Annotated in this window: 11 protein-coding genes; 7 read left to right on the plus strand and 4 right to left on the minus strand. The window is 68.3% G+C overall.

Going from position 1 to position 13156, the window contains the following annotated elements; all coding sequences use genetic code 11:
* Positions 1–22: 22 nt before the first annotated feature.
* Entirely contained in the window at positions 23–2785 is a 2763-nt protein-coding gene (locus tag KY501_RS53755; protein ID WP_304608685.1) for a M16 family metallopeptidase, read from the minus strand.
* 198 nt (positions 2786–2983) lie between these two features.
* Between KY501_RS53755 and KY501_RS37065 the strand changes: the two genes are divergently transcribed.
* Complete coding sequence (locus KY501_RS37065) at positions 2984–3421, plus strand: hypothetical protein (RefSeq protein ID WP_224368599.1); 438 nt, start codon at positions 2984–2986, stop codon at positions 3419–3421.
* 8 nt (positions 3422–3429) lie between these two features.
* Here KY501_RS37065 and KY501_RS37070 read toward each other — a convergent pair whose 3' ends face one another.
* Positions 3430–4269: an NAD-dependent epimerase/dehydratase family protein gene (locus tag KY501_RS37070; protein ID WP_224368600.1), complete on the minus strand. Its 840-nt coding sequence runs from the start codon at positions 4267–4269 to the stop codon at positions 3430–3432.
* 130 nt (positions 4270–4399) lie between these two features.
* Between KY501_RS37070 and KY501_RS37075 the strand changes: the two genes are divergently transcribed.
* Entirely contained in the window at positions 4400–6154 is a 1755-nt protein-coding gene (locus KY501_RS37075) for a right-handed parallel beta-helix repeat-containing protein (protein ID WP_224368601.1), read from the plus strand.
* A gap of 39 nt (positions 6155–6193) precedes the next feature.
* Here KY501_RS37075 and KY501_RS37080 read toward each other — a convergent pair whose 3' ends face one another.
* Both KY501_RS37080 and KY501_RS37085 read right to left on the minus strand, forming a co-directional pair.
* The gene (locus KY501_RS37080) at positions 6194–7030 is read right to left on the minus strand and encodes a hypothetical protein (RefSeq protein WP_224368602.1); all 837 of its coding nucleotides are present in this window, start codon (positions 7028–7030) and stop codon (positions 6194–6196) included.
* Positions 7031–7088: 58 nt separating this feature from the next.
* Positions 7089–8543, minus strand: coding sequence for a serine/threonine-protein kinase (locus KY501_RS37085; protein WP_224368603.1), 1455 nt, complete (start codon positions 8541–8543; stop codon positions 7089–7091).
* Between the two features lie 216 nt (positions 8544–8759).
* Here KY501_RS37085 and KY501_RS37090 point away from each other — a divergent pair, with 216 nt between their 5' ends.
* From KY501_RS37090 to kdpA, 5 genes are all read left to right on the plus strand, one after another.
* Positions 8760–9512, plus strand: a complete 753-nt coding sequence (locus KY501_RS37090) for a M90 family metallopeptidase (protein WP_224368604.1) — start codon at positions 8760–8762, stop codon at positions 9510–9512.
* Between the two features lie 71 nt (positions 9513–9583).
* Positions 9584–9946, plus strand: coding sequence for a hypothetical protein (locus KY501_RS37095; protein WP_224368605.1), 363 nt, complete (start codon positions 9584–9586; stop codon positions 9944–9946).
* A gap of 185 nt (positions 9947–10131) precedes the next feature.
* A complete protein-coding gene (locus tag KY501_RS37100) occupies positions 10132–11235 on the plus strand; it encodes a porin (RefSeq protein ID WP_224368606.1) in 1104 nt (367 codons plus the stop codon).
* Positions 11236–11338: 103 nt separating this feature from the next.
* The gene (gene kdpF, locus KY501_RS37105) at positions 11339–11428 is read left to right on the plus strand and encodes a K(+)-transporting ATPase subunit F (RefSeq protein ID WP_044189148.1); all 90 of its coding nucleotides are present in this window, start codon (positions 11339–11341) and stop codon (positions 11426–11428) included.
* A 9-nt stretch (positions 11429–11437) separates the two neighbouring features.
* Positions 11438–13156 (plus strand): potassium-transporting ATPase subunit KdpA, encoded by a 1719-nt coding sequence (kdpA, locus tag KY501_RS37110; RefSeq protein WP_224368607.1) that lies wholly within the window; start codon positions 11438–11440, stop codon positions 13154–13156.

A 13156-nucleotide genomic window follows, 5' to 3' on the forward strand; every position in this document is an offset into this window, starting at 1 on the left:
GGCCGCTGTCGCGCGCCCTGGCTCAGTGTTCTACGGGGGCCGGCCTGTCCAGCACCTGCACTTGGAAGCCCGCGCCCTCGAGCTGGGGCCGCAGCGCCGCCGCGTCCCCGAGGATGACCACCACCTCCGCGCCCAGGCTGAGCCGCTTCACCAACGCCTGCACCGTCTCCGGAGTCACCGCCGCGAGGGCCTCCGGATACTTCTCCCAGTAGTCGGGTGGACGGCCCAGGCGCTCCAGCTCCAGCAGGCGCTCCGCCACCAGCGCCGAGGTCTGGAAGCGCAAATCATAGCCGCGGGCCACCTGCCAGCGTGCGCGCTCCACCACCTCGCGGGGCAGCGGCTCCGCCTCGAGCGTGCCCAGCTCCGCGAGGAGCTGCTCCACCGCGCCCGCCGCTGCGCTCCGCTCCACCGCCACGCGGATCCGCAAGGCCGAGGCGCGCGACCGGGCCTCGTGTGTCACACGCACGCCGTAGGTGATGCCCAGGCGCTCGCGGAGCTGCTGATCCAGGCGGTGCTCCAGCAGCCACTCCAGGGTGTTGGCCGTGGCGTCCTCGCGCTCCGACAGCTCGGGCCAGCGCAGCCCCACCTGCAGCTCCGCCTGCGAGGCTCCGGGGCGATCCACCAGCACCACCGCGCGCTGCCTCGGAGGCGCGGGCGTGGGCGGAGGCGTCAGCGGCGGGCCCTTGCCGCCCCAGCCTCCCAGCATCTCGGCGATCTGCGAGCGCAGCTTCGGCGTCGGAGGCAGGTCTCCCACGAGGAAGAGGGTGGTGTGGTTCGGGGTCAGTTGCGCCTTCACCCAGGCGTTCGCCTGCGAGGTGATGATCGTCCGAGCCTCTTCCACGCTGGGGGCCAGGCCATAGGGGTGCCCCGGGAAGAGCCGGGCGAGGAACGCCTGCTCGGCGCGGGTGTCGGATCGCGAGGACTCCTGCTCCAGCTGCCGCACCTGCCAGTCGTGGACGTAGTCGAAGGGGCGCCGCTCCACCTCCGCGTCGCCCACCCACTGCTGCATGTCCATCAGCACGTGGATCAGGTTGCCCGAGGGCGCCGCCACGGAGAGCACCGGCTGGCCCTCGTCCCGGAGCTGGAGGCTGGTGCGCGCGCCCACCTTCGGACCGTGGAACCAGGCCTTCGACGCCGACACGTACGAGCCGTGGAGCCCCATGCGTGAGAGCGCCAGCGTGTTGCCCTCGGTACCAGGAGTCTGCGCGTGCACCCACAGGCGGGCCTCCACCAGCGGCATGATGCCCCGCCGCAGGGCCACCACCTGCAGGCCGTTCTCCAGGGTGAAGCGCTCGGCCTTGTCCAGGCCCGGAGGGCGCGCCACCTGGAGGACGCCGGGTGTTCCCGGCGAGAGGAGCTGCTCCGTGTCCCCGAAGTCCTCCGAACCGGCCAGCGGTGCGAAGCGCTCTCCGACGACGGTGCGCTTCGAGCCGCTCGGCTCTGGCAGCACCAGCAGCATCCGCGCACGCTCGCGCCGCAGGTACTGGTGGAGGTAGTGGCCCATGTCCGTGGAGAGGGCCTCGCGGATCTGCTTCGGCCAGCCCGTGACGTAGTCCGCCTGCCCGGTGGCGCGCAGGAATTGGGTCGCCTCTCGTACGGGGAACTGTTCCAGGCTCGAGAAGGCCTGCGTGAGCAGCATGGCTTGAGCGCTCGCCGTGAGCCCGCCGATCGCTTGCGGGTTCACCATCAGCCCGGAGAGCTGCCCCCGCGCGAAGCGCGCCACCTCCTCGGCGTCCTCCGCCTTCAGGAACTCGATGCGGACGATGAGCAGCGCGACGCCATCCATGACCTCCAGGGACACGGAGAGTTGGTGCGCCTCGTCCTCCCAGGCGAGCCGGGAGCTCAGCCGGCCCTGCGCCAGGCCCTGTGCGGCAAGCGCCTGGGGAAGCTGGCCCGAGTACAGCCCTGGCAGCGTCCACGCCAACCACAGATACGGGTACTCGACCGGGCCGTTCAGCACCACCATGGGCGCGTGCGGCGGGGACTCGGGCGGAAAGGGCGGAGGCACGCGCTGCACCGGAGGCGTGGGCCCGGTCTTCCCCGGCTCGGTGAGCTCCGCGAAGCCCGCCCTCACCGTACTCAGCACCTCGTCCGAGGACAGCGGGCCGGACACCACCACCACCACGTGGGCTGGCGTGTAGTGCGCCTTCACGAAGGCCCGCGCGTCCTCCAGGGTGAGGCGCTGGAGGGACTCGGGCGTTCCACCCGACGGGCGCCCGTACACGCTGCCTGTGAGCAGCTTCTCGTGCAGCCACCGCTGCTGCGCGCCCTCCGGCCCCGTCTCGTAGCGCTGGCGCAGCTCCGCCACCACCACGTCCCGCGCCACCCGGAAGTCCTCTTCGGAGACGTTCTCCAATGGCGCTCGCAGCCGCCCCGCTTCCAGCACCACCAGTTGAGCGAGCTGCTCTGGCGGTGTGGCGGAGAAGTAGTCCGTCCCATCATGGGAGGTGAAGGCGTTGGACTCGGCCCCCGAGGCCAGCAGCTGACTGGAGCGCCGAGGCGCCCGTGAATCCCCCGGCCGGGCCACGAAGGTGAGGTGCTCGACCAGGTGGGCCAGCCCTTCCTTGCCCGGCGGCTCCTCCGTGGCGCCCGCGCGGTAGGAGACCTCCACCGTCACCCGTGAGGCCTGCGGATCCTCATGCACCACCAGGCGCAGCCCGCTCGGGAACTCCTCATAGGCGCCCCGGAAGAGCACGGGCCGCGCCAGCGGCTTGTTCGGAGGCAGGGACAGTGCCGCGCAGCCCGAGAGCCCCACCAGCACGAGCAGCGCCCAACGCGGGGACATGGAGGCGCACACTATGCCCCGATCTGCTCAGCAGAGGGGGGGCCGTCAGTACCTGTTGATCGGACCACGAAAACGAGTTAAACCTTCGAATCAGGAATTGCCGTTACAGCAAGTATGTCAGGCTCTCTTGTGGAAACCGGTCTTTCAGTGATGTGCGGGTTGGTCCCTCTCTGGGGCTGAGGAATCGAGGAGAAAGCAATGTCCGGGAGGATGGCTGTTGAGTACGACCCGCATAACGACGTGGTGCACCTGCGCTTCACCCGCTACCTGCTGGTGAGCGCCTACGATGTGCAGGTGTGGAAGGCGGACATCGAGGAGAAGCTGTCTCCCTTTGGCCGCAAGGTGGATCTGCTGATCGACCTGGACGGGCTCGAGGTGACGTTCACCGCGGGCCGGCTGTTCGGCCAGGCGCGGCGCGAGGTGCTGGAGCGCTACACCCAGCGCGCGTGCAGCTACGGCGGCGACGAGATGACGCGGATGTTCCTCAGCACCAGCGGCGTGCTCCACGGCCACCCCGTGAACCAGCACGAGACGCGGATGCAGGCGCTGATGGCGCTGTTGTCGGATCGGGACGCGAAGCGGCGCAGCTTCGTCTCGCGGCCCAGCAGCAGCCACCAGCTGGCCGCGGTTCGCTGATCCGGGGCTCACTCGCCCCGGAGGAACTCGAGCGCGTTGAAGCGGGGGTGGAAACCCAGCTCCGCCTCCGCACGAGAGATGACGTAGACGCGGTCCAGGCGCGAGGGCAGTGGGATGGAGCGCCGGGCGAGCAGCTCGGCCACCTCGGGCGCCCGGCGGCGGATGACGCGGGCGGCGTCGCTCCACAACTCCTCCAGGTCCTCGCGTTGGAAGGGTGAGCGCGCGGAGATGTTGTAGAGCCCGAAGGGCACGGGCGATTCGAGCGCCAGCCGGTGTGCCCAGGCGCAGTCGCGCACGTCCAGTCCGCGGTGGAGCCGGTGGATGGCGAGCTCCTCCGAGGACTGTGGGTAGAAGCGCGAGGTGCGCAGGATGACGACGGGCAGCTGGTGCTCGTGGTGGATGAGGCGGCAGAGCTGTTCGGCGGCGAGCTTGGTGACGTCGTAGATGTCGCGAGGCTCGGGCGTAAGCTCCTCCGTCACCCAGACCGCGGAAGGACTGCTCGGCTCCATGGCCTGTCCATAGATGGAGGTGGTGCTGGTGTAGATGAAGCGCCGGCACCCATGCGCGACGGCGGCCTCGAGCAGGTGGAGCGCGCCCTGCACGTTCACGTCGACGAAGCGCGACTTCGGGAGCCTGTCCCGATGGGGCGCGTGCAGCGAGGCGACGTGGACGACGGCCTCCACGCGGGAGACCTGTTCGAAGACGAGCGTTCGGTCCTCGACGGGGCCGATCACCTGGGTGAAGGGGCCGGGGGCGACGTCGAGACCCGTCACGGTGTGCGCCTCCGAGAGTTGTCTGCACACCTCCACGCCGAGCTGACCCGAGCTGCCGGTGACGAGAACTCGCATGAAGGAGGCTCTGGCATCCGGGCAGGGGGAAGTCAAACCTCTGACAACGGTGGAAGGAGGCGGTTTTCGACGCGTAGCATCGTGCCGATACCGTGGCTCCAGGCCGGAGCTGATCCGGAGGGCACGAGAGATGATTCAGGGACACGCGAGGCGCCTGACGTTGTGGGTCGGGCTGTGGGTGCTGGCTGGGGTGGGCTGTGGAGAGGAGGTCCTCCCCGTGAAGCTGCATCTGCCCGAGGAGGAAGTGGATATGCGCCCCTGCACATGGCCGGAGAGCTGCAGCGAGCTGGCGCCTCGGGTCCGAGGTGCCGCAGCCACGGTGCTGAGCGCCATTCCCGGGGAATTGCTGCGGGTGAGTGTGTCGGCCGAGGACCCCGAGGGAGGTCCGCTGACGTTCAGCTGGACGGCGAACACGGGCATCGTGGGTGTCGCCGCGCAGACGGGGAACACGAGCGAGGTGCCTTGGACGGCGCTGTCCTGTGTGCCGGCTGGGGTGACGCCGACGATCGTGGCGACGATCTCCAACTCGCGGGGATTCAGCATCCGGGTGTTGCAGCCGGTGAACTGGAACGGGCCTGTGTGTGGCTACACGCCGTGCAGCGCCCGGCTCGAACAGCCGTTGCTCACATTGCAGGCGGACTGCACCACGGACACGCCGGTGTTCATTCCGGACGGGCTGACGATCGATGGGACGGCGCACACCCTCACGGCTGTGGACCCGGCGGGAGGGCACTTCGTCGGCGCCATCGTGCGCAACCGTGGCGCGACGATGCATGTGCGCAACCTGCGGGTGAGGGCGCAGGGGTTGGTGAAGGACGGACCGTGTGACGGGGGAGATGATCGGCTGCGCGGCATCCTGCTGCAGGGGGCGTCCGGGTCCGTGGAGGACAGCGAGGTGCTGAACATCCATCGGAATCAGCCGGCGGACGGCAATGCGGAGGGTACGCCGCGAGGCTGCCAGGAGGGACACGCCATCGAGGTGCGCAGCGCATCGGGGCCGGTTCAGGTGCAACTCCTCCGCAACTTCGTGAGTGGCTACCAGAAGGGAGGAATCCTGGTGGCCGGGCGCGTGAACGCTACGGTGAATGGCAACACGGTGACGGGGGCGGGGCCGGTGGGGCACATCGCGCAGAATGGCGTGCAGCTCAGCGATGGCGCGACCGGGCAGGTGACGGAGAACGAGATCTCCGGCCACTCGTATACGGGGAGCAGCGATGTGGCCGCGGGGTTGCTGGTGGCGGGAGGGCCGTACTTCGGCATCGCGTTGGTGCAGGGTGCGGTCGTCGAGAGCAACAAGCTGACGGCGAACGACGTGGGCATCTACCTGGATCAGGCGGAGGCGGATGGGAGCGGTCCCGCGACGTCCACGGGCATCCGGGTGAGCGGCAACACGCTGCGGAACAACGCGGTGACGAACGGGTACCCGTATCAGGCGGCCATCGCGGATCTCGGAGGTGGCAACCTCATCTACTCCAACACGATCACCGGAGCGGGCTACAACCCGGCGACGCAGCCGGGGGCGACGTTCGACGTGGACGTGGTGGCGGGGGCGCCGGCCCGGGTCGGGTTCCTGACGCCGCCTCGCGTGGTAGCGGTGGGTGTGTGCTCGGGGCAGGTGGTGGTGCAGAGCCAGGACGCGAAGGGCAATCTGTCCAGGCCTACAGCGACAACCTTCGCGCTCACGGCGACGGGGGCAGCAGCGGCAGGGCTGACCTTCCACACGCGTGCAGATTGCACAGACTCGGCCATCGGTGCGGTAGAGCTGTCCTCCGCCGAGGCGGCCAGTGCCTTCTATTTCAAGGTGCAGCAGGTCGGAACGGTGACGCTCTCCGTGTCGAACGGGAGCCAGAGCGGCACCCAGGGTGCGACCGTCACGGGAACCTGAGCGGCGCGCGCGGCATCGTCGAGCCTGCGTGACTCCCGATCATGGCTTGGGGTGGAGGGCGAAGGCACGCTGAGCGTCGTCGCCGGACTCGATCGCCACGCCCTCGCTGCGCACGAGGGCTCGCATGAGCTCCTCCGAGAGGGTCTTTTTCACGGGGGCTGGGAGGGGGCACCACTTCTCATTGCAGGGCCATTCATCGGGTGGCTCGGGCACCTTCCGTTTCCACTCCACGAGGGAGTAGCGGATGAGGAAGAAGCGCTCCTTCGACGAGCCGGGGGCGAGGCGTTGGCCCTTGGAGTCGACGGCGACGAAGCCGGCAGAGTTGAGGTACCCGTTCCCCCGGCGTACCCGGAAGGACGGATCCTCACCGTCGAGCACCCAGCGTGTGCGCACCAGTGCGATGGCGTCATCGCCTTGAATCGTCCACCAGAGGAGAGAGTGCTCGGGGAGCGGCGGCCATTCGGGACCCTTGTCCTGGAGGGTCACCGGCACGGAGCAGACGTCACGGATCACGAGGGTCAACTTCTGGGTTCCCTTCGGCACGGCGGCCACGAGTGCCATCCGGCGCGTGAGCGTCTCATCTCCGTAAGACTCGAAGAAGCGGTCGAGGGGAGCACCTTTCGCGTCGAGGCGCACCCAATGGAAGTCGGTCCGCAGGGGCTTGTCCTGGTCGTCCCGCAGATCGGCGTAGATGCGCGACAAGTCTCGGTGAGTGAAGTCGATGGCCACCAGCTCGGCCTGGGGTGAGGGCTCGATCGTGGAGCCTCCGTGGAAGCGCCAAGCCCGGTGTACCTCGACATGCCCGTTGCAGGGATCAGCATTGGCCGTGTCCGCAGAGAGGAGCACGGAGAGGGTGACGGCGAGGGTCGTGAGCATGGGGATGAAGGGCCCTTCCGGGAGCGGTTCGAACCAACTGGTATGCTGGTCATACCAGTCAGCGCTCATCCGAGGTGGAGGGACGCTGGGGGGCTGACGTGGGTATGTAGCAGCCGCCCTTCCAGACGTAGGCGTAGTCCCCGCACTCGGGTGCCTGAGCATCCAGCTTGACCCAACACCCTCCCTGGATCTCTCGCTCACCTCTACCGCAGGGGGCGATTCGTTGCCCTGGGAGCGGCTGGGGGGGGATCTCCAGACGGATCCCTCCTCCGCTCGGGATCGGCTGAATTATTGCGACCACGGAAGTCAGAGCCGTTTCACCGACTCCTGCCGTACCAGCATCGGCTGCACCACCATCGCTGGCTTCAACGCTCGCCTCCGAGGGCACGTACCTCAACTCCCGTGGGGCCTTGCGTTGCGCGGTGATGACCAGCATCAACATCAGCAGACCCACCAAGCCCACCCACAGGAGTGGGGTGACGGAGTGCTGTCGGGACTGCTTCTCCGTCTCGAAACGGGTCGCCGCTGCTCTCGCCCTGGCGTCGCGCTGCTCTGCCTCTCGCACCACCTCGACGACTCTGCGCCGCCGGGGGTAGCCCAGCGGCGCCTCCTCGAAGGCGTCCTCGGTGGAGCGCTCGCTGGCCTCCCGTGTCTCCCACTCGAAGAGAGGTTCCTCCCCTTCCGGCCCTGCCTGCTCCGCCAGTTGCTCCAGCGCTTCCGCCAGCTCTCGCGCGCTGCCACGAGCCTCAGGGTTCTCCGAGAGCATTCGCAGGATGATTGCGCTGAGCCGCGAATCCACCCGCGCATTGCGCTCCCGTGGCGGTCGCGGACTGAAGACGGGGACGTACCAACGCCCCTCATCGTCGTCCCGAGGCTCCAGCGACGGCGGATACTCCTCTGTCACCAACCGGTAGGCCATCACCCCGAGCGCGAAGAGATCATCCGTCGATCGGGCCGTGTAGTGCCCGTTGGCCAGCTGGCCCGAGTCCAAGATGGAACGCCACGCCTCGGGGCTACGGTACGAGGGAGTTCCTGGGGGCAGCGTGTCCCACGTGAGCTGCGAAGCCCCCATGTGCCGTCCCGCTCCGAAGTCCAACAGGAACGCCTTCCCGTCACCCTCGCGGACCCGGACGTTGTCTCCCTTCACGTCGCGGTGGACGCCCCCTGCCGCATGGGTGGCCTCGAGCGCCCGAGCCACCTGCGCCAACACCCGGACCACCTGGCGCGTGGAAGGGTTGTGCTCGGCGGACCACTCGTACAGCGTCTGGCCCTCGACCCACTCCATCACGATGTACGGGTAGACGCGTCCTGCCGGGGATCTCCACTCCCCGTGGTCCAAGAGCCGAGGGATGCTCGGATGGCGTGCGCGAGACAGCAACTCCACCTCGCGTTGGAAGCGAAGATCGCCCTCATGCACGGCGAGCTTCACGGCCACCAGCCCAGCCTGCTCCTGCCCCAGCTTCACAGCGCAGTACACGGCGCCGTAGACGCCCAGGCCTCGCCTGCCGACCAACCGCCAATTTCCGACCAGCGTGCCTGAAGGGAGAGCGGAGGGATGTTGATCCGGTACGCGAAGAATCCCCATCGAATGCCTCAGGGTGAGAAGGGCCCGACGTCGAGCCTGGGGCGAGCCTACCCTATCGGTAGGTGTACGTCAGCCCGTCCCAATGGGTCATCCTGGGTGCCATCGTTGGTGACAGCCAGCAGGGGGTGGCAAGCTGACGCGACGATGGCTGGTCCCCTCCGTTGGCTTCGGCGCCGCCGGCTGATGCGCCTCCCGGTCCCTCCCGAGTGGCTCGGCCACCTCGAGGCCCACGTGCCCTTCTATCGGACGTTGGCTCCCGAACTTCGCGAGCGCTTCCTGGAGCTGCTCAAGGTCTTCGTCTGGGAGAAGGAGTTCATCGGCGCCAACGGGTTCGTCATCACCGATGAGGTTCGCGTGGTGGTGAGCGCCACGGCGGTGCAACTCGTGCTGTATCTGGACCTCGCGTACTACGACAGGCTTCGCGAGATCATCGTCTACCCCGGAGCCTTCAAGCTGCCGGAGCGCACGGGCATCGTGCTCGGCGAGGCGAAGAACTGGGGCCAGGTCATCCTCTCGTGGCAGGCGGTGCTGACGGGGCTCCACAATCCCCAGGACGGTCACGATACGGCGGCGCACGAGTTCGCCCACGTGCTCGACCGCGCCGACGGAGCCTTCGATGGAACGCCTCGGCTGAGGCAGTACTCACACTATCGGGCGTGGGCCTCGGTGATGGACGAGCACTTCCAGGCCCTCCGCCAGGGCCAGCCCCGGGAGCGCAAGGTGCTGGACGACTACGGCGCGCAGAACGAGGCCGAGTTCTTCGCCGTGGCCACCGAGTCCTTCTTCGAGAAGCCCCGGCAGATGAAGGAGCAGACACCGGACCTCTATGAGGAGATGAAGCGCTTCTACGGCTGGGATCCGGCGCCCGAGGCGGGAGGCGGAGCGCCCGAGCCCTGAGCAGGCGAGGGGGGTTGGGCAGAGGGGCTCGCGGAGTGGGCGCGTGACTTGCAGTCACCAAGCTCATGCGCATGACCACCTCATCGACCCAGGCTCCGCAGTCCCACTCACGCACCGAGGGGGCGCCAGCACCCTCCGATCCCTTTCCGACGCGGCCGATCCTCCTGCTCGGAGGCCTGCTGGTCTTGTTGCTGATCGCCCTCATCACCTGGGGCCTCATCTCCGAGCGCCGGGCGGTCGAGCAGATGAACCCCCAGACCCGAGCGGCCGTCTTCCAGGAGACATGGAAGAGCTTCCAGCTCCTCTGCCGTGAAGGAGTCGATTCAGCGCTGACCTCCCGATGCCGGGACCAGGCCCGCTTCCTCTCGGACTTCCCGGAGTGCCAGGCCGACTGCCGTCAGCAACTCGACGGCTTCTACCGGCCGAGCCGCTGAGCCCCGGACCGGCGGTCCGCGCGAGGTACCTTTCAGGGCGCACGACCCGGCCTGTCGCATTCGTGCAGATTGCAATGCCGAGGGGGGAGGTGGGCTTCCAACCCGTCGGAACTGTTGGGCCAGCGAGGGCCGGGCCCCGGTACGGCGGGTGCTTTGAGAGAGGGCGAAAGGACTTCTCTCGCCTCATGCCCGCCGCTGAACTCTCTTCCCTGCTGGCCAGCCTGCTGCTCTCGCAGACCGAGCCTGCCGCACCGAGCGCCCCCGAGGGGCTCGTCACCCGCCTGAAGGTCGAGGGCGGGGTGGACGCGTACTACGGCTTCAACTTCAACCGGCCGCGGGACTCGGCCAACTTCATTCCCGGCACCGGCACCACCGCCAAGCGCCACAACGAGTTCTCCGTGAACCTCGCCACGTTGGGCGTGAGCATGGATCCGGTGCCCGTGGGCTTCCGGCTCCTACTCGGTTACGGCACCGGGATGGAGGTGCTGCACCTGGCCGAGCCCGCGGGCACCGCCGTGGGCCCTGACGTGTGGCGCTACGTGCAGCAGGCCTCACTGTCGTTCGCGCATGGCCCGCTCACCGTGGAGGCCGGCGTTTACCCGAGCCACATCGGCTTCGAGTCCCTCCAGTCCCAGCTCAACTGGACGTACACGCGCTCGTGGATGGGTGAGCTGTCGCCGTACTACCAGTCGGGCCTCAAGGGCACCTGGCGGTTCAGCGATGCGTGGAGCGTGCAGCTCCACCTGATCAACGGCTGGCAGACCATTGGCGAGAACAACCACGGCAAGGCGCTGGGCACGCAGGTGGCGTACTCGGGCGAGCGGCTCTCGGCTTCGTTCAACACCTTCATCGGCGAGGAGGGCAGCGAGGACAGTGACGGGCTGCGCCTCTTCGGCGACGGGGTGGTTACCTACAAGGTGACGGAGGCGTTCAGCCTGGGTGCCACCGCGGACGTGGGCACGCAGCAGCGTCCGGATTCGGACGCTGCGCTCTGGTACGCCGCTGGCCTCACCGCCCGGATGCAGCTGTCCGGGACGGTGGCCGTCGCCGCGCGCGGTGAGCTCTATAAGGACCGGGATGGGCTCATCTCCGGCGCCGCGCAGACACTGGTCGAGGGCACCCTCACGCTCGAGGTGAGGCCCGCTGAACACCTCACCCTCAAGTTGGAGGCGCGGCAGGACCACTCCACCCAGGATGTCTTCGCCGGCCGCGCCACCACGGATGAGGGCGCTCCTGAGCTCAAGCCTTCCCAGACCCTCGTGGTGGCCGGAGCCACCGTCTACTTCTAGGAGCCCTCCATGGATCTCGTCCTCGTGTTGGTGACCGTTGGCTTCTTCGCGCTCTCGTGGGCCTACACCCACGGCTGTGAGCGCCTCTGATCAGGAGACCCTCATGACCTTCGAATACGCCGCAGGCGCCGTGCTCTCGGTGCTGCTCACCGCCTACCTCGTCTACGCCCTGCTCCGCCCGGAGCGGTTCTAGGGACCCGCCATGACTCTCATCGGTTGGTTGCAGATTCTCTTGTTCTTCGCGCTCGTGCTCGCGCTGACGAAGCCGCTGGGCGCCTACCTTTTCCATGTCTTCGAGGGGCCCACGCAGCCGCTGCCCCGCGTGCTCGGGCCCGTGGAGCGCGTGCTGCTGCGCCTGTGCGGCGTGGATCCGAAGCGCGAGCAGACGTGGAGGCAGTACGCGGTCGCGCTGCTGGCCTTCAGCGGGGTGAGCCTGCTCATCACCTACGTCATCCTGCGGCTCCAGCACGTGCTGCCGCTCAACCCGCAGGCGTTCCCCGCGGTGGGGCCCGAGCTGGCGTTCAACACCGCGGCCAGCTTCACCACGAACACCAACTGGCAGTCCTACGCGGGCGAGTCGACGATGAGCTACCTCAGCCAGATGGTGGGGCTGGCGTGGCACAACTTCACCTCGGCAGCGGCGGGCCTCGGCGTGGCGCTGGCGCTGGCGCGCGGCTTCACCCGGCGCCCCGGGCCCGAGGGGCAGAAGACGTTGGGCAACTTCTGGGTGGACCTCATCCGAGGGCTGCTCTACGTGCTGCTGCCGCTCTGTGTCGTCTACGCGCTCTTCCTCGTGTCGCAGGGCGTGCTGCAGAACTTCGCGCCCTACCGCGAGCTGACGACGCTGGAGGGAGCGAAGCAGACGCTCGCCATGGGACCGGTGGCCTCGCAGGAGGCCATCAAGATGCTGGGCACCAACGGCGGTGGCTTCTTCAACGCCAACAGCGCCCACCCCTTCGAGAACCCCACTCCGCTCACCAACCTGGTGCAGATGCTCTCCATCTTCGCCATCCCCGCCGCGCTCACGTACACGTACGGGAGGATGGCGTCGGACACGAAGCAGGGCTGGGCCCTCTTCGCGGCGATGAGCCTGCTGTTCTTCGTGGGAGTGGCGGCGGCCTACGCGGCGGAGTCTGCGGACAACGCCGCCGTGGCCTCGGCGCAGGTGGCGCAGGTGGGCAACATGGAGGGCAAGGAGGTGCGCTTCGGACTGCCCGCATCGGCGCTGTTCGCCACCGTCACCACGGATGCCTCGTGTGGCGCCGTCAACGCCATGCATGACAGCTTCAACGCGTTGGGCGGCCTGGTGCCGCTGGTGAACATCCAGCTGGGCGAGGTCATCTTCGGCGGTGTGGGCGCGGGGCTCTACGGCATCCTGGTGATGGTCGTCCTCTCCGTCTTCATCGCGGGCCTCATGGTGGGCCGTACCCCCGAGTACCTCGGCAAGAAGATCGAAGCGAAGGAGATGAAGCTCGCCGTGCTGTACGTGCTCATCTTCCCGCTGGTCATCCTCGGGCTGAGCGCGGTGGCGGTCGTCCTTCCCCAGGGCACCTCCTCGCTCAACAACGCGGGGCCGCATGGCCTGTCGGAGATCCTCTACGCGTACACGAGTGGCGCGGGGAACAACGGCAGTGCCTTCGCGGGCCTCAACGCCAACACGCCCTTCTGGAACATCAGCCTGGGCCTCACCATGCTGGCGGGCCGCTTCCTGATGATCATCCCCGCGCTGGGCATCGCGGGCTCCATGGTGGGCAAGAAGGTGGTGCCGGCGGGCCCGGGCACCTTCCCCACCAACAGCACGCTCTTCACCGGCCTGCTGGTGAGCGTCGTCGTCATCGTCGGCGCGCTCACGTTCTTCCCTGCTCTCTCGCTCGGTCCCATCGTCGAGCACTTCCTCGCCGGGGCCGGAAAGGTCTACTGA

The sequence above is a fragment of the Hyalangium versicolor genome (genome assembly GCF_020103695.1).
In the GTDB taxonomy this organism is placed as follows: Bacteria; Myxococcota; Myxococcia; order Myxococcales; family Myxococcaceae; genus Hyalangium; species Hyalangium versicolor.

Bases quoted from the DNA above. Each gene is read 5' to 3' on its own strand.
- KY501_RS37070 (WP_224368600.1), bottom strand. From the start codon at position 4,269: ATGCGAGTTCTCGTCACCGGCAGCTCGGGTCAGCTCGGCGTGGAGGTG.
- KY501_RS37080 (WP_224368602.1), bottom strand. From the start codon at position 7,030: ATGCTCACGACCCTCGCCGTCACCCTCTCCGTGCTCCTCTCTGCGGAC.
- KY501_RS37090 (WP_224368604.1), top strand. From the start codon at position 8,760: ATGGCTGGTCCCCTCCGTTGGCTTCGGCGCCGCCGGCTGATGCGCCTC.
- KY501_RS37095 (WP_224368605.1), top strand. From the start codon at position 9,584: ATGACCACCTCATCGACCCAGGCTCCGCAGTCCCACTCACGCACCGAG.
- kdpA (WP_224368607.1), top strand. From the start codon at position 11,438: ATGACTCTCATCGGTTGGTTGCAGATTCTCTTGTTCTTCGCGCTCGTG.
- KY501_RS37065 (WP_224368599.1), top strand. From the start codon at position 2,984: ATGTCCGGGAGGATGGCTGTTGAGTACGACCCGCATAACGACGTGGTG.
- KY501_RS53755 (WP_304608685.1), bottom strand. From the start codon at position 2,785: ATGTCCCCGCGTTGGGCGCTGCTCGTGCTGGTGGGGCTCTCGGGCTGC.
- KY501_RS37075 (WP_224368601.1), top strand. From the start codon at position 4,400: ATGATTCAGGGACACGCGAGGCGCCTGACGTTGTGGGTCGGGCTGTGG.
- KY501_RS37100 (WP_224368606.1), top strand. From the start codon at position 10,132: ATGCCCGCCGCTGAACTCTCTTCCCTGCTGGCCAGCCTGCTGCTCTCG.
- kdpF (WP_044189148.1), top strand. From the start codon at position 11,339: ATGACCTTCGAATACGCCGCAGGCGCCGTGCTCTCGGTGCTGCTCACC.